A 23719-nucleotide genomic window follows, 5' to 3' on the forward strand; every position below is an offset into this window, starting at 1 on the left:
CGCTCACAACGCTTCGCCGGCTGCCAGTCCGGCATCGAGCGCGGTCAGGAAGTCCAGCAACTCACGCCGTGCGGCCTCGTCATGTGTGCGGTGGTTCAGGAAGTCCGACGTGACGCAATGGGACCTGTCCTCGACCACCTCGATCAACTCGGCTAGCTGACGGCGGGCCTCGATCACCGCGGCCGAGCCCACCTGACGGCACCAGTCCTCGATGCGGGCGGGATCGGTGGAGACGGCGTCGATCCCGCAGCACAGGCGAACGCACTCGACTTCGCAGAAGATGACGCATGTGCGCAGGGGCGACGGCACGTCGACCGACACGTCCGCCATCGCCGCTCCCTTCCTGAGCCCGCCGACGGTGACGGGGTAGCCGATGCTAGCGCCGCCACCCCGCACCGCTCCTGCGAATTCGGCGGCCGATCCGGAGCCATAGCCTGGTGATCGTCGAGGAGGTCGCCGGGTGAACATCTCGTGGAGCGCCACGTCTCCGACGTCAGGCAGGTTCGTGCCAATGGAGCGGTCGGACGTCGCCGGTCTGGTCGAGCGGTTCGAGGAACTGCGTGCCCAGGGGTGCGGCTATCTCGAAGTGCGGGGCGACGGCGCATTCCCGGTGCTGACGCTCGGGTTCACGGGGTCGGCGGCGGTCGTCCAGCTGATGGCGGACGAGGATGCCGTTTCCCTGCTGGCCGCCGTTGACCCTGCGGACGCGGATGCCGAGGTACTGGTGCTGGACGACCTGGTGGAGTTCACCGCGGACGTCGTTCTCGATCTCGAACGCGCCTGGCAGGTCATCGAGGAGTTCGTCCGCACGGGTGATGCCGGCCGGGCAGGACAGTGGCGCGAGTTGTAGCGCAGGCGGCAATGGCGGTGGGCGACGAGCGAGGACGTGCTACAACGCAGTCGTCCCGAGGATGCTGGGAGGGCCGGCAATGGCGAGCCCGTTCGGCCGACGAGAACTCAAGTTGGTCCTGGCGGTTGTCCTGGGCACCCTTCTGGTCGGCGGCGGGATGCTGCTCAACGCTCGGCTGACCACGGCGATCGACGAGCGGGTACTCGCCGGCGCCGAAACGACCGGTCAGGTGGTTCACGTCGAACGGTTCACGATCAGTCGATCGTTCGCCGCCACGAGGTTGACCGTGGACTACACGCTCGACGGCGTGCGGCACCGGAAGCGGTTCTCCAGCGAACTCGACGAGAGTGAGTTCCACGTCGGGGACGTACTCGATGTACGCGTCGACCGGACGGATCCGACCAGGGCTGCCACACCTGACGGGTACGCGACGGAGGACCTGCTCCTACAGGCGCCCGACATAAGACCAGCTCAGAGCCTTGATCAGGTCTTGAGCTGATGGGCGACGGACGAGTCGACCTGCACGCCGGACACTGGACGCAGCACCGGCGTTGAGCTGCGGAAACACCACCGCAACCACCCGTCAGGGCGCCTGTAGGGCGTCACGCCTCCTCCTCGCCGCCGAACAGCTCGTCCATCGCCCGTCTTGCCCGCTCCTCGCTCGACAGCATCAAGGCGGCGCCGACCCGGCCCCGGCCTGCTGGCGACCTCCGACCGGCATCGGCCGGGCCGGCCAGCCACGCTTGGGAATGACCAGGACCTTGAAGACCTCGGGGCTCGCCCCGAACCCCGACCCTCCTCAGAGATGCCGCCGCAGATCACCTCGCCGGGCACCACAAGGGCTACCAGCCTCCCCCGACGGGAAAATCCGCTTCAGCGCTTGGCCTTGGTTCGTTACGCGTCAGCCCACCGCGCCGATGCGTGAACACCTGCTCAGAGCATCGCGCTCCCAGTCGCTTCCGACGAGAGCGACGGGGTAGCTGACCTCTCTGCCTTGCTTGTCATCGGTCTCGACCGATAACCCTAGCGGCAGCGGCTCTCGCTGGAGGCGTGCGACCGAGCACTCGAACCACAGCTCGACCGCGAGCTGACCGGTACTGCCAGCGGGTAACAGCCGGGGCGATCCGATGCTGTGTATGACGACGCCCGGCCTCTTTGCATGAACCTGACGAACGGTGATCGGCCCAGGGCCGGCGTTGGCCAACGCCAAATACCCGGACAGTCGGACGGATCCCTCGGAGGCCGCACTTCCAGAGTCGGCCGATTGAGGGAAGGCCACGAATGCGACCACGGCGTTCCGCTCCCGCTGATCACGCGAGTCCCGCAGTTGGCCGACACCGAAGCCGCCAAGCACAACGCCGACCACGAAAGCGGCGACGAGCCGCAGCGTCATCTTCTGTCGGACCACGAGACGGTCATGGACGCTGGTACCCGACTCCGCCGACTGGTGATTGTGCTCGTCCAGGTCGATCACCGCATGCTCCACGACATGGACGTCAGCCTAGGTCTCTTCACACCAGCAGGTCGCCCGGCCGTAGAGCCGCCCGTACAGCCAAGGCCATCCGCAGACGCCGACCAGGCCCGACGACGTTGGACAGGTTGACCAGGCGTGCAGTGCCGGACCAGCCACCCTGACGTTCTTCTCACCGGAAGGCAGCACGGGCCATTCGTGGGCCGGTAACCGCGGCGCGCGGGCACGAGCGGGCATGAGACGCAACCGGACCGGCCGCCGCCCGCAGGCGTTTCGGGCATCGCGACCGCCTGAGCGCACCCTTCCAAACTGACGCTCCACGTTCAAGATCCGGGCGTTCCCAGGGTCGTCTTCAGTGCGTCGAACGGGGACCAATGACGACCACCAACACCGATAGACATCCGGACATACGCGGAAGTCGCAGCCTTGATCGAGGCTGCGACCTGGTGGGCGACGGACGAGCCGACCTGTACACCGGATTGTGAAGGGTGCACGCACTCTGAGCAGGCGTTTTACCCTTCTGACACCCTCTCAGGGCGCCGCCAGGGCGTCTGGCGAAATTTCGGAAGCCTCGACGACGGCACTTCCGCCGGGTCGCAAGCCGACCGGATCGCGCCCGACTACTATCTGGATACCGCCGGACCCAGGAGATCCACGGAGACGAGGAAGACGGCCGTTCCGTCCTCGGCCGCAACGCCGTCAGGCTCGGTCGAGACCAGGACCAGCGGCATCGACGAGGCGGCAGGCATGTCGCGGATCTCCTTGACGACGCACCGCACCGCAGCCGGCGTAGGCAACGTTGACTCGGCATCGAGGTCGCTACCGAAGATGGGCGCCTTGTCTACGAGCGACCATGCGCGGCTCTGCGCATCGGTGAACACGACCCGTACCACGGCCGGGAAGAAGGTCCGGTCCACCCACTCGACCGCTTCGCAGGCAAGCTCGACGTGATCACCGGGTCGGAGGGCGTGTCGGTCCATCTGTCGCATCCTGCCTGTCGACGTATCTCGGGTGACGGCGCTTTCGGGATCTACGATGCCGCGAACAGATCATCTATCGCGCGCCGGGTGCGTTCCTCGCTGGCCGGCATCAGGTGCGTGTAGACCCGGAGCGTGAAGCCGGGGTCGGCGTGGCCGAGGTACGAAGCCAGGGCCTTGATGCTCTCCCCCGCGTCGAGCAGCGACGAGGCGTAGAAGTGGCGCAGCGCGTGCATGCCGGTGGCCTGGGTCGGCGTGATGCCGGCCGCGAGTACGGCGGGGCGCCAGTCCAACCCCGGGACTGGCTTGCCACCGGATCAGCGGGTCGCGGCACCAGCTCCACCGCCAGGAGGTGCTCGGCCCTCCCCCACAGCCGACGGCTCCGCTCCGGAACCATCGAACGGCGGCCCTCAGGCGGCCCGCAGCGCCATAGCCAGTCCGACTCGGGAAGAGATCCCACTAGCTGCCGACACTTATGACCTTCCCGCCGAGCCCGGACCGGGACGTGGGCTGGCCGACCAGCTCGACGAGCACTTCGTCGCGACAATCCTCGCCGAACACGGCAGTAACGGCTTCGGTGAAGGCGGAGACGAGTTGTGCGATGACTCTGGCTGCGTCCTCTCGCGCGAACACTTCCTCCCGCATGCCGAAGGTGACCGAGGGGGCTGCTGTAGTGACCGCCGCTCCGCCGCGGGCCCATCGACCGGTAGGAACGCCGATCAGCCTGACATCCACCGAACTTCTAGCCCACGCGCCATACACGGAGGCGACGGCATTGGTCAGTTCCTCGATGAGGTGGGGTTCATGCCCGACCAGTTCCTCTTCAAGCGCGTAAAGCGTCACGTGGGGCATCGGCAACTCCTCGGTGTCGGATTGCAGCGGCGGGCCAGTGACCGGATCGTCTGCGAGCAAGCAGGGTAGGGCCCGTCGTCCGCATGCCGGAAGCGATTTCCATCCTGTCGCCGAACTGAGCCGGCGCTCAGGGCGCCTCCAGGGCGTCAGGGCGTCGTCAGGGCGTCAAACGCCGCCCAATGTTGACCATGAACGACCATCGACGCCCGAACATAGAACCAGCTCAGAGCCATGATCGAAGCTCTGAGCTGGTGGGCGACGGACGAGTCGACCTGTACGCCGGATTCTGTGCCCGGCACGCCCGTAGGCGCACCGGCGGCGGCCATCCATCTCGGCCTGCCGTTGCCGGCAGGCTCCAGCGGCCTACCCGCAGACATCGGGCGGGCAGCCCTCAAGCGTCTGCGCGGGTCGTCATCTTGCGGTGACGGCCCTTTCTTGGCCTTGCTCCGGGTGGGGTTTACCGAGCCACCCCGGTCACCCGGGGTGCTGGTGGGCTCTTACCCCACCGTTTCACCCTTACCGTCCCGTAACGGGCCGGCGGTCTGTTTTCTGTGGCACTGTCCCGCGGGTCACCCCGGGTTGCCGTTAGCAACCACCCTGCCCTGTGGAGTCCGGACGTTCCTCGGCGACGGGCCGGAGCCCGTCGACGCGACCGCCCGGTCGACTCGTCCGTCGCACCTTCATCCTAACGACGCACCCACCCCGCCCATTTCCGCCCCGGCCCACCAGGGCGCGCCCGCAACTTCGGGGAGGTGGCGGCATCAACCGGCCCTCGATACAGCCACTTCCCCGAGCTGGCGCGGAAACCCGCGGAAACGACGGCCCACCGGCCGGGAACCGGACCGACTAGCCTCGGGGGACCATGGATCTCTCCGACGCCGCGCTCCTGATCGCCGCCGGTCTCGCCGCGGGCACAGTCAACGCGGTGGCCGGTGGTGGCTCACTGATCACGTTTCCGGCGATGATCGCGACCGGCCTGCCGCCGGTGGCGGCGAACGTCTCCAACTCGGTGTCGGTCTTTCCCGGGTACGTGGCGAGCGTGGCGGGCAGCCGGATGGACCTGCCGCGCGGGCGGGAGCTGTGGTCGCTGCTGCCCACCGCGGTACTCGGCACGATCGCCGGGTGCGCGCTGCTGCTGGCGACCCCGGCGCGCGCGTTCGAACTGGTGGTGCCGTTCCTGGTGCTCGGCGCGACCGCCGTACTCGCGTTCCAGGGACCGCTGCGCCGGCTGGTCGGCCATCCGGAACGGCTGGGCGCGCGCCGCCGTACCGTCACGGTTCAGACCATGGTCGCGCTCGGCACTGTGTACGGAGGCTACTTCGGCGCGGCCCTCGGGGTGATGCTGGTGGCCGGGCTGGCGCTGGTGCTGGACGCGACGCTGGCCCGGGTGTCGGCGGTGAAGAACCTGCTCTCGGCCGTGGTGGGGTTGACCACGCTCATCGTGTTCGCCCTGTTCGGCCCGGTGAACTGGGCAGCGGTCGCGGTGGTCGCGCCGGCCACCCTGTTCGGTGGGTACGCGGGCGCGCGGCTGGCCCGCCGGCTTCCGCAGGTGGTGTTGAAGACGGTGATCGTGGTGTTCGGCACGGTCATCGGGTGCTACCTGCTGTGGCGGGCGCTGACCTGACGCGACCGGGCCGGGCCGGGCCGGTCAGTAGGCCTCCCCGACCGGCTCCTCCGGGGCTCGCTCGGCGCGGCGGGCGGCCCGGTTCCAGATGACCCGTTCGCCGTAGCCGGCCGCCATCAGGTGACCGAACGCCAGGTAGACCAGCACACCGGCGGCGAGCACCGCGAAGCCGACCCAGAACGGCAGCGCGAGGCTGTGCTCGGCCAGCTTGCCGGAGATGATCGGCGCGGGCGCGGCGGCGCCCCAGCGGACCAGGTTGAACGCGCCGGTGGCAACGCGGCGGTCGGCGGAGCCGAGCCCCAACGCCAGGTCGGTCAGGTTGGCGTTGGCGAGGCCCATGAACAGGCCGGCGACGACCAGGACGACGAGCGACATGGCGGTGCCGGTGGAGGTGGCGAACAGGACCATGCAGACCAGCAGGCCGAGCAGGGCGACGCCGACGGTCTGCACCGCGCCGATGCGGTGGGCGAGCCGGTGCCCGATCAGCAGGATGCCGGCGGCGAGGCCGAGGCCCCAGCCGGTGAACGCCAGACCGAGCGGGATGACGTCGAGGCGCAGGAACAGCGGCGTGTAGCCGAGTACGACGAAGAAGACGAAGTTGTACGCGGCGGTGACCACGCAGAGCGTCACGAACGCGGGCTTGCGGTAGGTGGCGAAGATCTGGCCGAGGCGTACCGGCTGTTGCTTGTGGGCCGGTTCGCGCAGCTTGCGGGCGGCGACGCCGAGCGCGAGCACCATGAACACGCCGCAGACGAAGAACGGCAGCCGCCAGCTCACCTGGCCGAGCAGGCCGCCGATGAGCGGGCCGACGGCGAAGCCGAGGCCGAGGGCGGTCTCGAACAGGCCGACCACCCATTCCCTGTCGTTCGCCAGGCTGACCAGCACCACCATGGCGGTGGCGAAGAACATCGCGTTGCCCAGGCCCCAGACGCCGCGCAGCACGGAGAGCTGCACGATGTCGTTGCTGAACGAGGCGAGGATCGCGGCGAGGCCGACGACGGAGACGCCGGTGACGAGCACCGGCTTGAAACCGAACCGCCCGCTGGCCAGCGTCGCCGGGATCATGCCGAGGGCCATGACCGCGATGTACGCGGTGAAGAGCAACTCGACCTGCCAGGCGGTGACGCCGATCGCATCGCCGATGGCGGGCAGGATCGGGTCGACGACGGCGATGCCGGCGATGGCGAGGAACGCGACGAGCGTGGTGGCGTAGATGGCACTGCGGTTGGGCTCGGATCAGCGATCCACTCCGCAACCTCCCATTTAGCTGTATCGTACAGGTATTTTCCTTGTATGATACAGCTATAAGCGGCGACGACCACACCCACGAGGCCACCCTCGGCCGGATCGAAACCGAAGTCGCGTTGCTGATGCGACTGGGCGAGGCCACCCGCCGGGGCACCGGCACGACGGAGCACCGGCTGCTCGACCGCGCCGCGTACGTGATCCTGCGACACCTGGACGCGGCCGGCCCGCAGAACGTCTCGGCGCTCGCCGCGCGGCTGAGCCTGGACGGCTCCACAGTCACCCGGCAGGTCTCCGCGCTCCAGCGCGACGGCCTGATCTCGCGTACCCCCGACCCGGCCGACGGGCGCGGCACGGTGATCTCCGCGACGGCGGCCGGCCTCCAGCGGATGGCCGCCGTGCGGGCGGCCCGCACCCGGCTGTACGGCGACATCCTCGCCGCCTGGCCCGAGGCGGACCGGGAGACGCTCGCGGACATGTTGCACCGCCTCAACGAGGCGCTCGACGCACGCAACCGCCGCCGCTGAGGTGTTAGGAAGGGCCCCTTATTATGCAGAATGCGTTAATAAGGGGCCCTTCCTTTCACGGGACCGGTTCGGGGGCGGGGTCGGCGCGATCGGCGGAGGCCGTGACGCGCGGATCGCCCTCGTCGGCGAAGTAGTCGTCCGGCGTGGTGTGGTCGGGGCCGTCGGCCACCTTCGCGGCCCGCAGCACCAGCGTGAGCAGCGCGGCCACCGCCAGGTTCACCAGCACCGCCACGATGCCCACGTAGATGGTCTTCGGCGTGTCGAAGCCGAACTTCTCCAGCGGGAACGCCGACCCGGCGAAGTGCTTCTTGCCGGTCGCCGGGTTGCCGATCTGGTAGAGCATCCACATGCCCAGGCCCATGCCGGCCGCCCAGCCGGCGATCAGCGCGCCCCTGTGGAACCAGCGGGTGTAGAGGCCCAGCGCCACCGCCGGCAGCGTCTGCAGGATGATCACGCCGCCGATGAGCTGGAGGTCGATGGAGAACTGCGGGTCGAGGAAGACGATGCAGGCCACCGCGCCGACCTTCACCACCAGCGAGGTGATCTTCGAGACGTTCGCCTCCTGCGCCGGGGTGGCGTCCCGCTTCAGGTACTCCTTGTAGATGTTGCGGGTGAACAGGTTCGCCGCCGCGATCGACATGATCGCCGCGGGGACCAGGGCGCCGATGCCGATGGCGGCGTAGGCGACCCCGGCGAACCAGTCCGGGAACTGCTGGTCGAACAGCAGCGGCACCACTGTGTTGCCGTCGGTGGTGCCCTCCTTCGCGCCGGGCAGCGGCTTCACGTTGGCCGCGATGGCCATGTAGCCGAGCAGCGCGATCAACCCCAGCAGCAGGCTGTACGCGGGCAGCGCGGACATGTTCCGCTTGATCACGTCGCGGTTCCGGCTGGCCAGCACACCGGTGATGCTGTGCGGGTAGAGGAACAGCGCCAGCGCCGAGCCGAACGCCAGCGTCACGTACTGGATCTGGTTGTTCTGATTCAGCAGGATGCCGTCGCCGGGCGCCGGTGACGCCTGGAACTTCGCGTCGGCGGCGTCGAAGATGGCACCCCAGCCGCCGAGCTTGTACGGCAGCCAGATCACCGCGACCAGGATCACGATGTAGATCAGCGAGTCCTTGACGAACGCGATCAGCGCCGGCGCGCGCAGCCCGGACTGGTACGTGTACGCGGCCAGGATCGCGAACGCGATGATGATCGGCAGGTGCCGGGCCAGCGCGCTGTCCCCGGTGACGCCCATGGTCTTGAGCACCGCCTCGATGCCGACCAGTTGCAGCGCGATGTACGGCATGGTGGCGACGATGCCGGTGATCGCGACGAGCAGCGCCAGGATCGGCGAGCCGAACCGGTTGCGGACGAAGTCGGCGGGCGTGACGAAGCCGTGCCGGTGCGAGACCGACCAGAGCCGGCACAGCACCAGGAACACCAGGGGGTAGATGACGATCGTGTACGGCACCGCGAAGAACCCCGCCGCGCCGGCTCCGAAGATGAGCGCCGGGACCGCCACGAACGTGTACGCGGTGTAGAGGTCACCGCCGACCAGGAACCAGGTGATCCAGCCGCCGAAGCTGCGCCCACCCAGCCCCCACTCGTCCAGGTGGGCCATGTCTCTTGGTCTGCGCCACCGGGCCGCCACGAAGCCCATGGCGCTGACCAGCAGGAACAGCAGCGTGAAGACGATGATCTCGGTGAGGTGGTCCCGCCACATCAGCGGTCACCCCGCTTCTTGGTCATCTGGTAGACCAGCGTGGTGGTGGCGACGCCCAGCAGGATCCAGGCCAGTTGCAGCCAGTAGAAGCGCGGGAAGCCGAACAGCCGGGGCGAGTCGGCGTTGAACAGCGCCGGGATCAGCGGCACCACGATCGGGATGAAGAGCAACCAGTTCCAGGGACTCTTGTCCTTCGCCCTGGATCGCGCCGTGTCGAGCGCCTCCGGTTCCGGTTCGGACATGTGACACCCTCCGGGCATTCGTAGCGGGCCATGTGACGGCCGGAGGCTACGACCCTGTGACGGGGGTCACGTCCGATCGGGTGATGTCGATGCGCCGAACGGCCGCCGGCATGCGCCGAACGGCCGTCAGACGTCCGTGAGGTGCGAGGTGTCGTTCACCGAGCGGACCGCCACGCCGCCGTCCGGGTACAGGTCCAGCACCGAGATGCCCGCGGTGTCCAGGTAGAGCCGGTGCAGGAACGCGTCGCCGGCCGCGAGCGCATCGCGCAGCACCAGCTTGATCGGCGAGACGTGGGAGACCACCACGACCGTCTCCCCCGGGTACGCCGACCGCAGCCGGTCGACGGCCCGCCCGGTGCGCTCGGCGACTGTCACGAACGACTCGCCCTTCGGCGGCGCGACCTTCGTGGAGGCTAGCCAGGCGTCCAGTTCCGCCGCCCAGCGCTCGCGTACCTCGGCGAACGTGTGCCCCTCCCAGACGCCGAAGTCGCATTCGATCAGGTCGTCGTCGGTGCGTACCGGCGGGTTGCCGACCTGGGCGGCGATCGCCTCGGCGGTGGCCGTGCACCGGGACAGCGGTGAGCTGACCACTGCCGCGACGGACGGCGCCAGCGCGGCCACGCGGGTGGCGGTGGCCCGGGCCTGGGCCCGGCCCCGGTCGGTCAGCGGCACGTCGCCCCGGCCGGAGTAGTGCTTCTGCACGGTGCGCTCGGTCTCGCCGTGCCGGACCAGGATCAGCCGGGTGGCCTCCTCGGTCGGGCGCGGCTCCCAGGAGGCGGGCGTGGTGGCCGGGTCGGTGCCGGTGGCCCGGACGACAGCCGCCTCCCGCGCCGCGGCCTTCCTGGCGCCCGCCGGGGCGGCACCCGAGGCGGCGGCGTCCATGGCCGCGTTGGCGAGGGCGTCGGCGTGCCGGTTGCGCTCCCGGGGCACCCAGGTGAACCGTACGGCGGTGAACCGGCTGACCAGCCCGGCTGCCTGGGCGGCGAGCGGGCGCAGCCCGGGGTGCTTGATCTGCCAGCGGCCGCACATCTGCTCGACGACCAGCTTGGAGTCCATCCGCGCCTCGACCTCGGCCGCGCCCAGCTCGGCGGCGGCCTCCAGCCCGGCGATCAGGCCCCGGTACTCGGCCACGTTGTTCGTGGCAGTGCCGATCGACTCCGACCGCTCGGCCAGCACCTCGCCGGTCTCCGGGTCCCGGACCACAGCGCCGTAACCGGCCGGGCCGGGGTTGCCCCGGGAGCCGCCGTCGGCCTCGATGACGACCGCGCGCACCGCCACGGCGGCTACAGTCCCGACTCGTTGGTCCGGACCATGATCCGCCGGCACTCCTCGCAGCGGACCACGTCGTCCGGGTCGGCCTTGCGGATACGGGCCAGGTCGGCGCCGGACATCTCCAGCCGGCAGCCGCCGCAGCGGCCACCGGTGAGCAGCGCGGCGCCCATGCCGGTGTCCTCGCGGATCTTGTCGTAGAGGCCGACCAGGTCCGAGGGCAGGTCACCGGCGAGCGGCTGGCGGGCGGTGCGCTTGAACTCCTCCTCCTTGGCGATCTCGGCCAGGGTCTCGTCGCGGCGCTGCTCGGTCGCGGCGCGGCGGTCCCGGGTCTCGGCGAGCCGGCTCTCGATGCCGTCGAGCACACCCTGCGCGGTCTCCCGCTGCTCCATCAGCTCCAGCTCGGCGTCCTCCAGGTCGCTCTGCCGGCGGTTCAGCGAGACCAGCTCGTGCTGGAGGGCCTCCAGCTCGCGGGCCGGGCCGCTGCCCGAGGCCAGCCGCGCCTCGTCCTTGCTCTTGCGCGCCCGTACCTGGTCGACGTCCTTCTCGATCCGGGCGATGTCCCGGTCCAGGTCGTCGACCGCCACCTGGGCGCGGACCCGCTCGTCCTCCAGCGCGGACAGCTCACGCGCCAGGGCCTCCAACTCGGCCCGCTCCGGCAGGCTGCGGCGGCGGTGCGCGAGCTGCGCCAGCGCGGTGTCGATCGCCTGGAGGTCGAGCAGGCGGCGCTGCACCTTCGGGTCAGCCTTCACGTCGGGGCTCCTTGTCGTCCGGCCGGGGCGCGGCGGCGTGCACGGTCCACGGGTCGGTGTCCAGGTCGGACACCACGGTCTCGACGCCCAGCGCGCCGGCCAGGTGGGCGGCCAGGTCGTCCAGCCAGGGTCGCTCCGTCGCCCAGTGGGCGGCGTCCAGCAGCGCCGGGCCGCCCGCGGCGAGGTGTTCCCCGGCCGGGTGGTGACGCAGGTCCGCGGTGAGGAACGCGTCCACCCCGGCCGCGGTCGCCTCGGCGAGGAAGCCGTCCCCCGAGCCGCCGCTGACGGCGAGGGTACGAACCATACGCCCGGGATCCCCGGCGGCGCGAACGCCCCAGGCGGTGACCGGGAGCACGGCGGCGGCCAGCCGGGTCAGCTCGGCCAGCGTCATCGGCTCGGGCAGTTCGCCGATGCGGCCGATGCCCCGGCCGGGCCCGTCGGCGGGCGAGCCGGGGCGGGGCGGGTGCAGCGGGCGCAGCCCGGTCAGCCCGAACCGGGCGGCGAGCGCGTCGGACACGCCGGGATCGGCCACGTCGGCGTTGGTGTGCGCCACGTACAGCGCGACGTCCGCCTTGATCAACCGGTGCACGATCCGGCCCTTGTACGTGGTGGCGGCCACCGAGGAGACGCCGCGCAGCAGCAGCGGGTGATGCGCGACGATCATGTCCGCGCCGGCGTCGAGGGCCTCGTCCACGGTCTCCGGGACCACGTCCACCACGCAGGCGATCCGGCGTACCGGGTGGTCGGGCTCGCCCACCACCAGGCCGACCCGGTCCCACTCCTCGGCCCAGGCGGGCGGATAACGGCGGTCCAGGGCGGCCACCACGTCGGCGACGGTTGTGCTCACGGGCGGCCAGCTTACCGGCGTCCGGGCCGGTACACGCCGACCGCCGTCGGGCGTGGCTCCCGGCGCGCCGGGAGCCACGCTCACACCGTCAGCCGACCGGGGCGACCGGCCGGTCCGCGCCGCGCAGGGCGGCCAGTCCGGCGTCCCAGGGGAAGGCGTCCGCTCGCCGCTCCCCCGTGCCGGGCGGATGCAGGCGTACGACGTGGTCGCCGAAGACCACCCGGACGCCCCACCCGGCCAGCCGGTCGAGGCTGGCCCGGAACGCCGGGTGCCCGGCCATCGCCACGTTCGTGTACGGGACGGCAGCGATCGGCACCCCCATCCCCTGCGCCTCGACCAGCAGGCCGAGCGCGAGGGTGTCGGTGATGCCGACCGCCCACTTGTTGATCGTGTTGACGGTGGCCGGGCACACCAGCATGGCGTCCGCCGGGGGCAGCACGTCCAGGTCACCCGGGTTCTTGTAGTGCGTACGGACCGGGTGGCCGGTCTGCCGGGCCAGGGCCGCCCGGTCGACGAACTTCGCGCCGTCCGGCGTGGTGACCACGCAGACCGTCCACTCCTCCTGCTGGGCGAGGTCGACCAGCCGGCCGACGTGACGGGCCAGCGGCGAACCGCAGGCGATGACATAGAGCACCCGCCGGTGCCCGCTTGCGGTCTCCGGACCGCTCATACTCCGACTCCCATGTGCTCAGCCAACTCCGCGATCGGCGGAGGCGGCGCACCACGTGTGCGACGGAGAATCTCAGACATCAATTCGTGCGCTATCGGCCGGCACCGGATCTCGGAGGGCGCGAGCCGGTCACCGCGCAGCAACATGTCCCCGGCGTTGGCGACGTCGCCGATCTGGGAGTAGCCCCGGGCCAGGTCGAGCAGGTGGTGCGCGCGGCGTTCCGGCAGCAGCGCGTTGAACGCGGGCTCGGACAGCCGCAGGTGCGTCTCCACCGCCCGGCCGCCGTCGCCCAGCTCGACGGCGGCGGCGGCCCGGTGCAGCTCCAGGTTGGTCGGCCCGAAGGAGGTCCAGTAGTAGTTGTGGTCGCCGCCGAGCATCGTCGCCGCCTCGTCCGCGCCGGCGAGCAGGTCGTCCACTGTCGCCGAGTCGCCGATCCGGGCGGCGGCCATCGCGCCCTGCAGCAGCAGCATGCCGTAGACGGAGAGACGTTCGGGCCGGACGTCGTTGTCGCCGCCGGGCGCGAGCCGGCCGGCGATGCGCACGTTGAGCTCCAGCGCGGGGCGGGGGCGGCCCATCGCGACCAGCGCGTTGCAGACCCTCGTGGTGGCGATGCCGGCCAGCAGCGGGTCGTCGGCCCGCTGGGCCACCGCCATCGACCGGTCGGCGGCCAGCCAGGCGAGGTCGCACTCGCCGAGCTTGCGCAGCACCGAGGAGGCGATCTGGTAGACCTGACCGAGCAGGTGGGCGGCCTCGCGTACCTGGTCGCCGGCGGCGTAGCCGGCGTCCGCCGCCTGGGCGTCGCGCAGCAGCTTGGGCAGCGCGCGGGTGAGCATGCCGTACCGGCCGTACTGGTAGGTCAGCCAGGCGTGGTTCACGGCCTTGCGCATGTCGGCCAGCGGCGGGGGGCAGGGCGCCGCGTCGAAGTAGGCGCTCATCGAGTCGTACCGCTCCAGGGCGGTGCGGATCTCCTCCACCTCGACCTGGTCGATGCAGTTGAGCGCGTCGGCACGCCGCTCCGGGTCCTTGCCGTGCAGCAACTGCACGTCGATCTGGAGGATGTCGGCGATCTCGTAGAGGACGGAGAACTTGTCCAGCCGGCGGACGCCACGCTCCACCTTGTCCACCCAGCTCTTGGACTTGCCGAGCCGGTCGGCGAAGACCTGCTGGGACATCTTGCGCCGGCTCCGCCAGTACGCCACCCGCCGGCCTATGGGTAGTTCGTCCATCCCCGCTCCCTCCCCCTCACGGCGCCGGCCGCTCCTCCCACGTCTCCCAGGCTTTCCCTGGTCGCACAGGTTGTGCGTCCACCGACCAGCCAGTTCTCGTAGTTTTCGTGCAAGTTGCACCGACCGTTAGTCACCACAACGAGTGTGGGTTACGGCAGTGACGGCTTTCGACGTGTGGCATGTGGACGGTTTGGCGGAACGAGAGGGGATGTCAGACATGTGGAGGAATGTCCGACCGCGCGTCGCTCACCTGTCCCCGCTGGAACGGGTCCGGCTGCGCCGCGTCGCGGTGCGGTACGCGTTGCACGGCTGGCCGGTCACCCCCGGCGCCTGCCTGGCCAACAGCCGCTTCGTCTGCGGCCGGGCCGGCTGCCCCACAGTGGGCTGCCATCCCGCGCTCGAGGACTGGGAGCACGCCGCCAGCACCGACCCGGCCCGGGTGGCCACCTGGTGGCGCAGCCGCCCGCACGGCGTCCTGCTCCCCACCGGGCACGCGTTCGACGTGCTCGAGGTCGCCGCCCACCTGGGCCGGCAGGTGCTCGACGCGGTCGCCACCCATCCCGCCGGGTTCGGCGTACGCGGACCGGCGCTGGTCACCCCCACCGGCCGCTGGATGTTCCTGGTCCGCCCCGGCGACCCGCTGCGCCCGGAACTGGAGCACTGCTTCCACGTGGTACGCCACGGACCCGGCTCGTGGATCCCCGCTCCGCCGACCCGGCTGCCGGAGGGGACGGTGCGCTGGGCGGTCGCGCCGGAGCAGGCCCGCTGGCAGCTGCCCGACTCCTACCTGGTGCAGAACGCGCTGATCGCCGCGTTACGCGCGGCCGGCGTGACGCTCGGAGCGGACCTGTTCCCCGGCCACCTGCCGCTCCCCCGGCGGGGCCGCTGATCTCCCCGTCCGCCCCGGACGGGTGCCTGACAGCGACCTCCCCGGCACCGCACTCGTTGAACCTGGCGAGGGCGCGTGTGCGCCAGAGCGGGGGTTTTGACCATGTCCAGGGACGACGCTGCCCGCCACACCGGCGGTACCGAGCCGGCGCGGCCCCGCCGCCGTCTGCATCCGTGGGCCTTCACCCGCCCCTTGGGCGTCCGCCCCGGCCGCCCCCGCCCCACCGGCTCCCGCCCCGCCATCCTCCACCGCCCCCTCCGCTGACTGTGAGCATGGCGGGGTCGGTTCAGCGGTGGTGAGCTGATGGCTGGCAGCAGTGGGTGTGACTCTTCGTCTGACTGGCTTCGTGCCTTTGACGGGACTTGTCCGTCCGCTGCTGCCGGCGCCGGCCCGGCGGGAGACGTTTGGCCTGATCAGGAGCTTGACCGCCAGTTAGCGGCTGGCGTGTCTCATCACAGTCCTGCCATCTCCGCACCGGACCGGACCCGTGCGTCCCCATGGTGAGGAGAGAACGCATGTCCATGCTGGCAGATCTGGTCGAGGTCGTCATCGGCGTCGACACCCACAAACACACCCACACCGCCGCGGTCCTCGATGCCCGCACCGGTGCCGTGTTGGACCGTATGACCGTCACCGCCGATCCGGACGGCTACGCGCAACTGCTGGCCCTGGCCGGGCAGCGCTCGGGATTGCGGGCCTGGGCGATGGAAGGCACCGGCGGCTACGGCGCGGGACTTCACCGCCACCTGGCTGCCGCCGGCGAGTTGGTCGTCGAGCTGGACCGCCCCAAGCGACCAACTCGCCGGGCCGGAGCGAAGTCCGACCCGATCGATGCCGAACGCGCCGCCCGCGACGCTCTGGCCCGCACCCAGTTGGCGCAGCCCAAGACCGGCCCCGAACGGGCAGCGCTACAGATGCGACTGACCGCCCGCCGCGCAGCCGTCGAGGCCGCCACCACCGCCCAACGGCAACTACACGCCCTGATCATCACCGCCCCGGAGACAGTCCGATCCCGCTTCCGTGGACAGAACACCCGCGCGATGATCACCACCGCCGTCCGACTGCGAACCACCACGATCAGCGGCGATGTCGAGATCATCACCGCGTTGACGGTGCTACGTGACCTCGCCCGCCGCATCCGCGCCCTCGAAACCGAGGCCACCAGCCACGAAAGGGCAATCCTCACCATCGTCCGGTCCTGGCGTCCCGACCTGCTCACCCTCACCGGCGTCGGACCCATCGTCGCCGCCACCGTCCTGACCGCCTGGTCCCACCCCGGCCGCTGCCGCAACGACGCCGCCTTCGCCATGCTCGCCGGCGTCGCCCCTATCCCCGCCTCGTCCGGCAAAACCGTCCGCTACCGCCTCAACCGCTCAGGCGACCGCCAACTCAACCGCGCCCTACACACCATCACCCTGTCCCGCCTGCGCTACGACGAACCCACCCGCGCCTACGCCGACCGCCGCCGCGCCCAAGGCAAAACCGACCGCGAGATCAAACGCTGCCTCAAGCGCTACATCGCCCGAGACCTCTACCGACGCCTCGAAGCCCCGCCCCAACCACTTGACGCGCCATAGGAGCGTCCCACCCACCCCGGTGATCAGGCAGGGAGGGCGGGGAGCGTGCGGGAGTGGTGTTGGTGGGCGTCCTCGGTGACCACGGCGTGCTGCCAGGGGGACGGCAGGCCGTCCAGCCAGATGAGGCCGGGTCCGCCCATGGCCACCGCCGCTGTCGCGTACGCGTCGGCCACGCCCAGGTCCGGGCCCACCACCGTCACCGAGCGCAAGCCCTTCGCCGGGGCGCCCCGGCGCGGGTCCACCACGTGGTGCCCGCGCTCGTACACGCCGGAGGTGGCGACCGCCAGGTCGGTGCCGGTCAGTACCAGACAGGTCGCCGCCGGATCCCAGGGATGCCGCACCCCGATACGCCACGGTTCCCCGGCCGCGTCGTGGCCGCGTACGCGCACGTCGCCGCCCGCGTTCACGCAGTGGTTCGGCGCCCCGGCGGCCACCAGCCGGTCCGAGGCGACCTGTGCCGCCCAGCCCTTGACGTAGCCGGACGGGTCGAGCCGCCCGGTCGCGTACACGTCGAAGTAGCCGTCGGTGGCGGTCCACAGGTCGGCGCAGGCCGCCAGCACGGCGCGCAGGTCGGCGGAGGCGTCGGCGGGCCGCAGCTCGCCCCGGTCCACCCGGCACACCTCGCTGTCGTCCCGGTACGTGCTGAACCGCGCGTCCACCTCGCGCAGCCAGCCGAACGTGTCCTCGGCCAGCTCGTGCAGGGCCCCCGGGGGCAGGTCGTCGGCCAGGTCGAGGCTGATCGCCGTGCCCATGATGTGCTCGACCCGGCGCAGGCCGGAGCGAACTGTCACGCCTTGTCCAGCGCGGCCTGCAACGACTGCTTGTACGCGGTGCTGGTGTAGGTGGCCCCGGACACCGTGCTCAGGCTGGCGCTCTGCCGGGCCACCACCTCACCCGACGTGCCGCTGTAGCGGGCCTGCACGTCGTCGCTGCGCTGCCCGGACTGCCCACCCAGCGGCAGTCCGATGGCCGTGGCGTCGACGATCCGGCTGCCGCTGAGCGTGATCCGCACCTGGAGTGAGCCGTACTCGTAGGTGACCGACGGCCCGGTCACCGTGCGGGTGGTGACCTTGGGCGCGCTGGTGGTGGTCCGGGGCGCGGCGGGCGTGGTGCGCGTACGGGTGCTGCCCCGGCTGGCCGGGCTGCGGTCGGCGGACGGCTTCGGGGTGGGCTTGGCCGAGGCGCGCGACGACGGCGTGGCGCTGCCGGACGCCGCGGCGGTGGGCGACGGCGGCTCAGGCGCGGCCGAGCCGCCCGGGGCGACCGGCGCCAGGGCGACCGGCACGTCCGGCACGGTCTGCCCGCTGCCCGGCGCGCCCTTGAGCACCACGAGCGCGGTGGTGCCGGCGGCCAGTCCGGTGATCGCGAGAAGCGCGCGACGCATGGTGGTGCCTTTCCTACAGCTCGAACGCGGTCAGGTGGATCTGGCGGCGGGGCACGCCGGCCGCCCGCAGCGCGGCGACCGCCTCGTCGACCAGGCCGCCCGGGCCGCACAGGTAGACGTCGCGCCGGGTCAGATCGGGCACCAGGCGGCGCAGCCCTTCCGGGTTCATCACCTGGCGGGGGCCGGGGTCGTCGCGGCTGCCGACGACGTACCAGACGGAGGTCTGCCGGGCCTGCGCGAGCCAGTCCAGCTCCTGGTGCAGCAGCACGTCGGCCGGGGTACGCGCGCGGTAGATCAGGGCCGCGCCGGGCGGCAACTCCTCCAGCATGGCCCGCAGCGGGGCGATGCCGCTGCCACCGGCGATGAGCAGGGCCCGTTCCCGGGTACGGTGCGCGGCGGTGAACGTGCCGGAGGGGCCCTGCGCCCAGACCCGGGTGCCGGGCGTCAGGTCGCGCAGCTCGGCGGTGTACCCGCCGACGACCTTCACCGTGATCCGCAGCCACCTGTCGTTCGCGGCGGCGGAGACGGAGAACGGGTGTGACTGCCACCAGCAGCCGGGGTTGAGGAACCGCCAGCGGAAGAACTGGCCGCCGAGCACGTCGATCTGGTTGAGCCGCTGCCCGGTCAGGTAGACCGAGACGGTGTCCGGGCTCTCCGCCACCACGTCGGCGACGCGCAGCCGGTGCCGCAGGTTGAACGCCAGCGGCGCGAGCACCCGGCCCCACACCAGCGCGGCCACCACCAGCGCGTATCCGGCGATCCAGCCGGTACGCACCAGGCCGGGCTCGTGCAGCTGCGCGCCGTTGCTGAACTGGTGCGCGTACCCGAGCAGCAGCGTCAGGTAGCCGGCCGCGTGCATCAGGTGCCACAGCTCGTACGGCAGGCGGCGGCGCACGGCGCGTACCGCGGTGAGCGCGACGGTGACCAGGACGCCGGCCGCGGCGAACGCGGTGATCATGTCCTCGTAGTCGGTCAGCAGCACGCCGACCTCGCCGAGCACCGAGTTGCGCTCCTGGCGGGAGTAGCCGACCACCAGCAGCGACATGTGCGTGAGCACCGCCACCAGCAGCGTCGCGCCGAGATCCCGGTGCAGCCGGGAGATCCGCTCGCCGCCGAGCGCGCGTTCCAGCACGCCGAGCCGGCTCATCATCAGCACCTGGACCAGCAGCAGGTAGCCGGCGATCAGGCCGGTGACCCGGCCGCCCGCGGTGAGCAGGTCGGCGGTGTCGGCGAGCGAGCCGGCCGGGGTGTCCAGCCACCACGGCAGGACCGCGGCGACCAGACCCAGCCAGAAGAGCGCGGCGAGCGCGCGCCGGCCGCCGGGGCCGCGGCGCGGGCGAGCCGGGGGTACGGGAGCAGCCGGACGGCCGCCGTACGGGGCGGAGTGCCCGGTACGACGGCCGGCGGCGCGGGTTTCCTGGTACGTCACGCGTAGATCTTGACCGGGGTGAACTTCTGCCGGGGGAAGACCTTGTCGACTTCGGCGTTTGTCAGGCCGAAGCGGCCCTGCGCTACCGATCCGTAGACGTTGAACATGTTGTTGTACTCCGGCACGTCGCCGCTGTCCAGCTTGTCCAGCCCGTTCCAGGTGCCGAGCAGCGAACTGGCGAGCTTGCGGCCGGACAGCACGGTGACCACACCGCCGTGCCCGTGGTCGGTGCCGCCGCCGTTGGAGCCGACCCGGCGGCCGAACTCGCTGGACACCATGATCGTCACGTCCGCCGCCTGGTCGCCCAGGTCGGTGAAGAACGCGGCCATGGCCTTCGCCAACTCGTTGAGCCGCCGCCAGAGCTGGCCGCCCTCGCGGGTGCCCTGGTTCTCGTGGGTGTCGTAGCCACCCATGCCGACCGTGGCCACCCGCACGTTCGCCCCGCCCTTGATGAGCTGGGCGAGCTGCTTGAAGGAGTTGCCGACGCCCTGGTACTCGACGCCTTCGGCGGCGGCGTACGGCTTCGCGGCGAGCTTCTGCGCGGTGGCCAGCGCGCCCATGCCCTCCTGCACCGCCTCCTCGACCGGGTGGTTGATGCCGGTGAACAGGCCGCGGATCGCCTTCTCGGTGGCCGCGCGGTACTTGTCGGCGCCGTTGAGCCGCAGGTCGCCGACGCTGTTGAGGGAGATCGCGCCGTTCACGCCGACCAGCGAGCGGGGCAGCGTGCTGCCGATGCCGACGCTGCGGAACGCGGTGCCCTTGCCGAGCGAGTCGACAAGGCTGTCCAGCCAGCCCCGGCCGCCGGTCTCGCCGGGCAGGCCGCCCAGGTTGCACGCGTCGGCGGCCTGGAAGTGGCTGCGGGACAGCCGCGGGTCGGACGCGGCCGGCACGAAGCCGAGCTGCCCGGCCTTGAGCCACTTCTCCAGCGGGGCGAACGCGCTGGTCATCTTGAAGCCGCGGGCCAGCGCCAGCGAGTCGTTGCCGAGCAGCAGGTCGGGGCGCGCCTTGGCGAGCACCGGCTCGTCAGCCGGGGCGACCAGGCTCAACCCGTCCAGCCCGCCGTAGAGGAAGACGTGGATCAGCGTGCCGGTCTTCGTCGCGGCGAACGACGCCGACGTGGTGACGAACTGGGCGGTGGCCAGCGCGGTAGCGGTGGCCGCGGCGCCCGCGACGAAGGTACGCCGGGTGACGCCCCGGCCGTCCTGCTGGGCCTCCTCGACCTCCTCCAGCCGGCGGTACCGGTCGGCCTCGGCCGCGTTCTCGGCCGCGACGATGTCCGCCTCCGCGCGCAGCAGCGCCTCGGCCGGGTTGTCGGCCAGCCGCCGCAGGTCGGGGCATTCGGGGTGCAGGGGGTACGGGTTCACGGTCATCTCCATCGAATGCCTCACCGGAGGTGGTGCTGGGGGGACGCGAGGATCGTCCGCGCGACCGCGGCGATGGCCCCGTTGAAGGTGGCGTCGACCTTGGCGCTCTCGGCGACCCCGGCCACGGCGAGCACGAGCTTCTTCTCCTTGGCGCTGAGCTTCTGGTGCACCAGCCGCTGGGCCAGCGCGTCCACGTACGCCCCGGCGGTGGCCGGCGGCTTCGCCACCAGCTTCTCCGGCTTGGCGAAGGTGAACTGCTTGCGGTAGCCGGCGATCAGGTCGCCCGCCTCGTTCCAGCCGTCGATCATCGTGCCGGCCGAGGTCCAGGCCAGGTAGACGTCGGCGTAGCCGTCCGGGGTGGGCTTGCCCATCGGGTACTGGCCGAGTTCGCGCATCTTGTCCTGGATCTGCCGCAGGCCCTGCGCGAACGGGGTCCGCCGCTGGTCGCCGGAGTAGCCGGGGGCCGCGTCGGGCGAGACGCCGAGCGCCCGGTACGTGGCGACCAGGTACTCCATCGGGCGGCGAACCTTCTGGCCGACCGCGGCCCAGAACTCCGAGGAGCTGAACAGCGTCGCCAGCACCGGGCGGATCTGCCCCTTGTTCGTGGTGTACGCCTTGGCGAGCCGGTCCACCACGGACTTCGGCGGGGTGTCGGAGACGAACCGGGTGGCGAGGTTCTGCGCCACGTACCGCGCGGTCGACGGGTGCATCGCGATGTAGCGGATGTACGAGTCGATGACCTTGTCGGCGGCCACCGGATCGTCGGAGTTGTTGGCGTGGCTGAACCCGAGGATCTTCACCTTGCCGAGGTAGTGCCGCTCGGCGAAGAACTTGTACTTGCCGTCGGCGACGCCGCGTCCGGTCTGGAGCAGCGCGGCCTGGCGTACGTCCTTCTCGGTGTAGCCGCCGTCGACACCGACGGAGTACAGCTCCAGGTTCTCCCGGGCCAGGTTCTCGTTGACCGCGTCCTTGCGCGAGTCGACCTGGTTCAGGTAGAGCAGCAGCGCCGGGTGCTTGTTCGCGGCGACGAGCATCTCCGGGTAGCTGCCGAGCGCGTGCTTGCGGATGACGTCCCGGTCGAACGCGTTGCGGTAGTTCTCCCCGCCGTCGAAGTCGGCCGCGACGTGCAGGAAGTCGTTCCAGAAGTCGACCATCACCTCGAACAGCTGGCGGTCCGACCAGATCTGCCGGGCGATGGTGGCGTCCACCGTCTCCCGGGCCGGGTCGACGCCCTTCTCGTTGAGCTGCTCGCGCTGGTCGCGAAGCTGGGTCGGGCTGAGCTTGAGCGAGGTCAGCTCGGCCAGCTTCAGCTCCGCCTTCGTCGGGGCGATCTTCTCCGGTTCGAGCTGCTGGCGCAGCCAGTCGTCGATGCCGAGCCGCTTGATGTCGGCGAGCACCTTCGGGGTCGCGCCGAACGTGGTGCGGGTGGCGAGGTGCCGGATCGCGTCCTTGGCGAGCACCGTCTTCACGGTCACCTTGGTCGCCGCGGCGGCTTCGGCCGGGCTGCCGTAGAGCCGGCCGCCGGAGGGCGCGTTGCGCTTGAGCGCCTCGCCCGCCCGGGAGCCCATGTAGCTCTCGTTCTGCTCGGTGTAGGTCCGCACGGTGCTGGGCTGCTGGCCGCTCGGCCGGGCCGCGTTGCCGTCGGTGGTCACCGTGCCGGTGGCGTCACCGGCCGACGCGTCACCTGTGAACAGTCCGCGTACCTGCGGAGACAGCGCGAAGGCGGCGCCACCGGCGACCACCGCGGCGCCACCGAGGGTGGCCAGCGCCCGGCGGCGACCCCGGTTCGGGGGCTCGTCACCGTCGTCGTCCAGGGTGGGCAGTCCCGGGCCGGGCGGCGGGCCGTACCCGCCGGCGGGCTGGGCGTAACCGCCCTGCTGGGGGAAGCCGCCCTGCGGCGGATAGCCGGCGGCGGCGGGGGCGAAGCCGTCCGGCCCGACCCACTGCGGGCCCGACGCCGGGGCGGGGTGCCCGCCGGCGTACGGCGCGGCGTGCGGGTCGCGGTACCCGTCCGGATGGGGGTGCTGGTATCCGTCCCAGCCGCGGTCGTCCCGGGGTCGACGCGGTGGCACGTTCAGGTCGGCCATGTACCTATCCCGTTTTCTTCGAGCGCCGGCACGCCTGCCACCCGGGGGTTGGGTGGCGCAGGGGCGGCGACGGTTGCCGGAGAGTTGCTACGGGAAAGTAGCCATGCCGTCCCGACCGCTCAAGGCACGCCGGAAGCGCCCGCGAGCGCACTTAAGACAGTGCTCATGCCCGCCGCCGGAGCCGGTCACCGCGGCGGGTGATCCGGCGACGTCCGGAGCAGGGCCGACCCGGGCGCGCACCGACCGAACGCGAGGTTTCACACCCCGGCGACGCCGCCGACGGCGTTCACCACCTCACCGAAACTTAAGGTACGGATAAGCCTGCGCTGAGAACCTCGTTCCGCCTGTCCGATCCGGCGAAACAGCAGCAGCGGCGGCGCGTGACCGGCCTCCGATCCGGGTATGCCGCCGAACCGCTGAAGCCGTGAGGGGAAGGCACCGCCATGCTCAGCCAAGAGGATCAGCGCAGGTTCGAACAGATCACCCGCCGTCTGCGGGAAAGTGACCCTCGGTTCTTCGCCCGGTTGGACAGCCGGATCAAGGGGCGCCGGGGCCGATACATGATGCTGCTGACGATCGTGCTGTGGGCCTCGCTGCCAGCGATGACAGTACTGGTCGGACGGCTGGCCGGGGCGATCTGCGCCGTGGTGCTGGTCGCCAACGCCGCCGTGATGTGGCGTTTCCGCCGCCGCCTGCTGTAGGTGTAAGGAAGGGCCCCTTCTTAACGCA

25 protein-coding genes and 1 other RNA gene are annotated in these 23719 nt (G+C 71.2%); 7 read left to right on the forward strand and 19 right to left on the reverse strand.

The window, feature by feature from the left end; translation table 11 throughout:
* Positions 1-3 precede the first annotated feature (3 nt).
* On the reverse strand, positions 4-330 hold the full coding sequence (locus tag MicB006_RS18130; RefSeq protein WP_116511568.1) for a DUF6331 family protein: 327 nt from the start codon (positions 328-330) through the stop codon (positions 4-6).
* 181 nt (positions 331-511) lie between these two features.
* Here MicB006_RS18130 and MicB006_RS18135 point away from each other — a divergent pair, with 181 nt between their 5' ends.
* Together MicB006_RS18135 and MicB006_RS18140 are read left to right on the forward strand one after the other, a co-directional pair.
* Positions 512-850, forward strand: coding sequence for an Imm1 family immunity protein (locus MicB006_RS18135; RefSeq protein WP_116507691.1), 339 nt, complete (start codon positions 512-514; stop codon positions 848-850).
* 79 nt (positions 851-929) lie between these two features.
* A complete protein-coding gene (locus tag MicB006_RS18140; protein ID WP_116507693.1) occupies positions 930-1349 on the forward strand; it encodes a DUF3592 domain-containing protein in 420 nt (139 codons plus the stop codon).
* Between the two features lie 402 nt (positions 1350-1751).
* Here MicB006_RS18140 and MicB006_RS18145 read toward each other — a convergent pair whose 3' ends face one another.
* The 5 genes from MicB006_RS18145 to rnpB all read right to left on the reverse strand — a co-directional run bounded on the left by MicB006_RS18145 (position 1752) and on the right by rnpB (position 4818).
* Positions 1752-2324, reverse strand: a complete 573-nt coding sequence (locus tag MicB006_RS18145) for a hypothetical protein (protein ID WP_152037852.1) — start codon at positions 2322-2324, stop codon at positions 1752-1754.
* A gap of 620 nt (positions 2325-2944) precedes the next feature.
* On the reverse strand, positions 2945-3301 hold the full coding sequence (locus tag MicB006_RS18150; RefSeq protein ID WP_116507698.1) for a hypothetical protein: 357 nt from the start codon (positions 3299-3301) through the stop codon (positions 2945-2947).
* Positions 3302-3351: 50 nt separating this feature from the next.
* Entirely contained in the window at positions 3352-3591 is a 240-nt protein-coding gene (locus MicB006_RS18155) for a tyrosine-type recombinase/integrase (protein WP_116507700.1), read from the reverse strand.
* 166 nt (positions 3592-3757) lie between these two features.
* A complete protein-coding gene (locus tag MicB006_RS18160) occupies positions 3758-4150 on the reverse strand; it encodes a tautomerase family protein (protein WP_116511570.1) in 393 nt (130 codons plus the stop codon).
* 259 nt (positions 4151-4409) lie between these two features.
* An RNA gene (gene rnpB / locus MicB006_RS18165) (RNase P RNA component class A) lies at positions 4410-4818 on the reverse strand.
* A gap of 194 nt (positions 4819-5012) precedes the next feature.
* On the opposite strand from rnpB, the gene MicB006_RS18170 reads away from it, so the two are divergent.
* A complete protein-coding gene (locus MicB006_RS18170) occupies positions 5013-5774 on the forward strand; it encodes a sulfite exporter TauE/SafE family protein (protein ID WP_116507702.1) in 762 nt (253 codons plus the stop codon).
* A 24-nt stretch (positions 5775-5798) separates the two neighbouring features.
* Here MicB006_RS18170 and MicB006_RS18175 read toward each other — a convergent pair whose 3' ends face one another.
* Complete coding sequence (locus MicB006_RS18175; RefSeq protein WP_225980826.1) at positions 5799-6989, reverse strand: MFS transporter; 1191 nt, start codon at positions 6987-6989, stop codon at positions 5799-5801.
* Positions 6990-7063: 74 nt separating this feature from the next.
* Between MicB006_RS18175 and MicB006_RS18180 the strand changes: the two genes are divergently transcribed.
* The gene (locus MicB006_RS18180; RefSeq protein WP_225980408.1) at positions 7064-7546 is read left to right on the forward strand and encodes a MarR family winged helix-turn-helix transcriptional regulator; all 483 of its coding nucleotides are present in this window, start codon (positions 7064-7066) and stop codon (positions 7544-7546) included.
* A 55-nt stretch (positions 7547-7601) separates the two neighbouring features.
* Here MicB006_RS18180 and mctP read toward each other — a convergent pair whose 3' ends face one another.
* From mctP to MicB006_RS18215, 7 genes are all read right to left on the reverse strand, one after another.
* Positions 7602-9254, reverse strand: a complete 1653-nt coding sequence (gene mctP, locus MicB006_RS18185) for a monocarboxylate uptake permease MctP (protein WP_116507704.1) — start codon at positions 9252-9254, stop codon at positions 7602-7604.
* The gene (locus tag MicB006_RS18190) at positions 9254-9496 is read right to left on the reverse strand and encodes a DUF3311 domain-containing protein (RefSeq protein ID WP_073831908.1); all 243 of its coding nucleotides are present in this window, start codon (positions 9494-9496) and stop codon (positions 9254-9256) included. Before MicB006_RS18190 ends, mctP begins: the two co-directional genes overlap by 1 nt.
* Before the next feature lie 126 nt (positions 9497-9622).
* Positions 9623-10774 carry a bifunctional RNase H/acid phosphatase gene (locus MicB006_RS18195; RefSeq protein ID WP_116507706.1) on the reverse strand — a complete coding sequence of 384 codons (1152 nt, stop codon included), beginning with the start codon at positions 10772-10774 and terminating at the stop codon, positions 9623-9625.
* Positions 10775-10779: 5 nt separating this feature from the next.
* Positions 10780-11517, reverse strand: a complete 738-nt coding sequence (locus MicB006_RS18200; protein ID WP_073831906.1) for a zinc ribbon domain-containing protein — start codon at positions 11515-11517, stop codon at positions 10780-10782.
* Entirely contained in the window at positions 11507-12364 is an 858-nt protein-coding gene (locus tag MicB006_RS18205) for a Nif3-like dinuclear metal center hexameric protein (protein ID WP_116507708.1), read from the reverse strand. The genes MicB006_RS18200 and MicB006_RS18205 overlap by 11 nt, the downstream gene beginning before the upstream one ends.
* An 88-nt stretch (positions 12365-12452) precedes the next feature.
* Complete coding sequence (locus tag MicB006_RS18210; protein ID WP_073831904.1) at positions 12453-13034, reverse strand: flavoprotein; 582 nt, start codon at positions 13032-13034, stop codon at positions 12453-12455.
* Entirely contained in the window at positions 13031-14260 is a 1230-nt protein-coding gene (locus tag MicB006_RS18215) for a helix-turn-helix domain-containing protein (protein ID WP_073831903.1), read from the reverse strand. Before MicB006_RS18215 ends, MicB006_RS18210 begins: the two co-directional genes overlap by 4 nt.
* A gap of 217 nt (positions 14261-14477) precedes the next feature.
* Here MicB006_RS18215 and MicB006_RS18220 point away from each other — a divergent pair, with 217 nt between their 5' ends.
* The gene (locus MicB006_RS18220) at positions 14478-15149 is read left to right on the forward strand and encodes a bifunctional DNA primase/polymerase (RefSeq protein ID WP_116507710.1); all 672 of its coding nucleotides are present in this window, start codon (positions 14478-14480) and stop codon (positions 15147-15149) included.
* 515 nt (positions 15150-15664) lie between these two features.
* The gene (locus MicB006_RS18225; protein WP_116507711.1) at positions 15665-16726 is read left to right on the forward strand and encodes an IS110 family transposase; all 1062 of its coding nucleotides are present in this window, start codon (positions 15665-15667) and stop codon (positions 16724-16726) included.
* Positions 16727-16749: 23 nt separating this feature from the next.
* Here MicB006_RS18225 and MicB006_RS18230 read toward each other — a convergent pair whose 3' ends face one another.
* Genes MicB006_RS18230 through MicB006_RS18250 form a run of 5 tightly spaced genes read right to left on the reverse strand, consistent with a single transcriptional unit; the run spans position 16750 to position 22990 of the window.
* Complete coding sequence (locus MicB006_RS18230) at positions 16750-17478, reverse strand: FAD:protein FMN transferase (RefSeq protein ID WP_116511575.1); 729 nt, start codon at positions 17476-17478, stop codon at positions 16750-16752.
* Between the two features lie 35 nt (positions 17479-17513).
* On the reverse strand, positions 17514-18110 hold the full coding sequence (locus MicB006_RS18235; RefSeq protein WP_116507713.1) for an FMN-binding protein: 597 nt from the start codon (positions 18108-18110) through the stop codon (positions 17514-17516).
* 13 nt (positions 18111-18123) lie between these two features.
* Complete coding sequence (locus MicB006_RS18240; RefSeq protein WP_116507715.1) at positions 18124-19539, reverse strand: ferric reductase-like transmembrane domain-containing protein; 1416 nt, start codon at positions 19537-19539, stop codon at positions 18124-18126.
* Positions 19536-20909, reverse strand: coding sequence for a DUF1501 domain-containing protein (locus MicB006_RS18245; RefSeq protein ID WP_225980827.1), 1374 nt, complete (start codon positions 20907-20909; stop codon positions 19536-19538). Before MicB006_RS18245 ends, MicB006_RS18240 begins: the two co-directional genes overlap by 4 nt.
* A 14-nt stretch (positions 20910-20923) precedes the next feature.
* On the reverse strand, positions 20924-22990 hold the full coding sequence (locus tag MicB006_RS18250) for a DUF1800 domain-containing protein (RefSeq protein ID WP_116507719.1): 2067 nt from the start codon (positions 22988-22990) through the stop codon (positions 20924-20926).
* 443 nt (positions 22991-23433) lie between these two features.
* Between MicB006_RS18250 and MicB006_RS18255 the strand changes: the two genes are divergently transcribed.
* Positions 23434-23691: a DUF3040 domain-containing protein gene (locus MicB006_RS18255; RefSeq protein ID WP_043329246.1), complete on the forward strand. Its 258-nt coding sequence runs from the start codon at positions 23434-23436 to the stop codon at positions 23689-23691.
* Positions 23692-23719 lie beyond the last annotated feature (28 nt).

Origin of the sequence: Micromonospora sp. B006, assembly GCF_003408515.1 — a bacterium.
Classification (GTDB): domain Bacteria; phylum Actinomycetota; class Actinomycetes; order Mycobacteriales; family Micromonosporaceae; genus Micromonospora; species Micromonospora echinospora_A.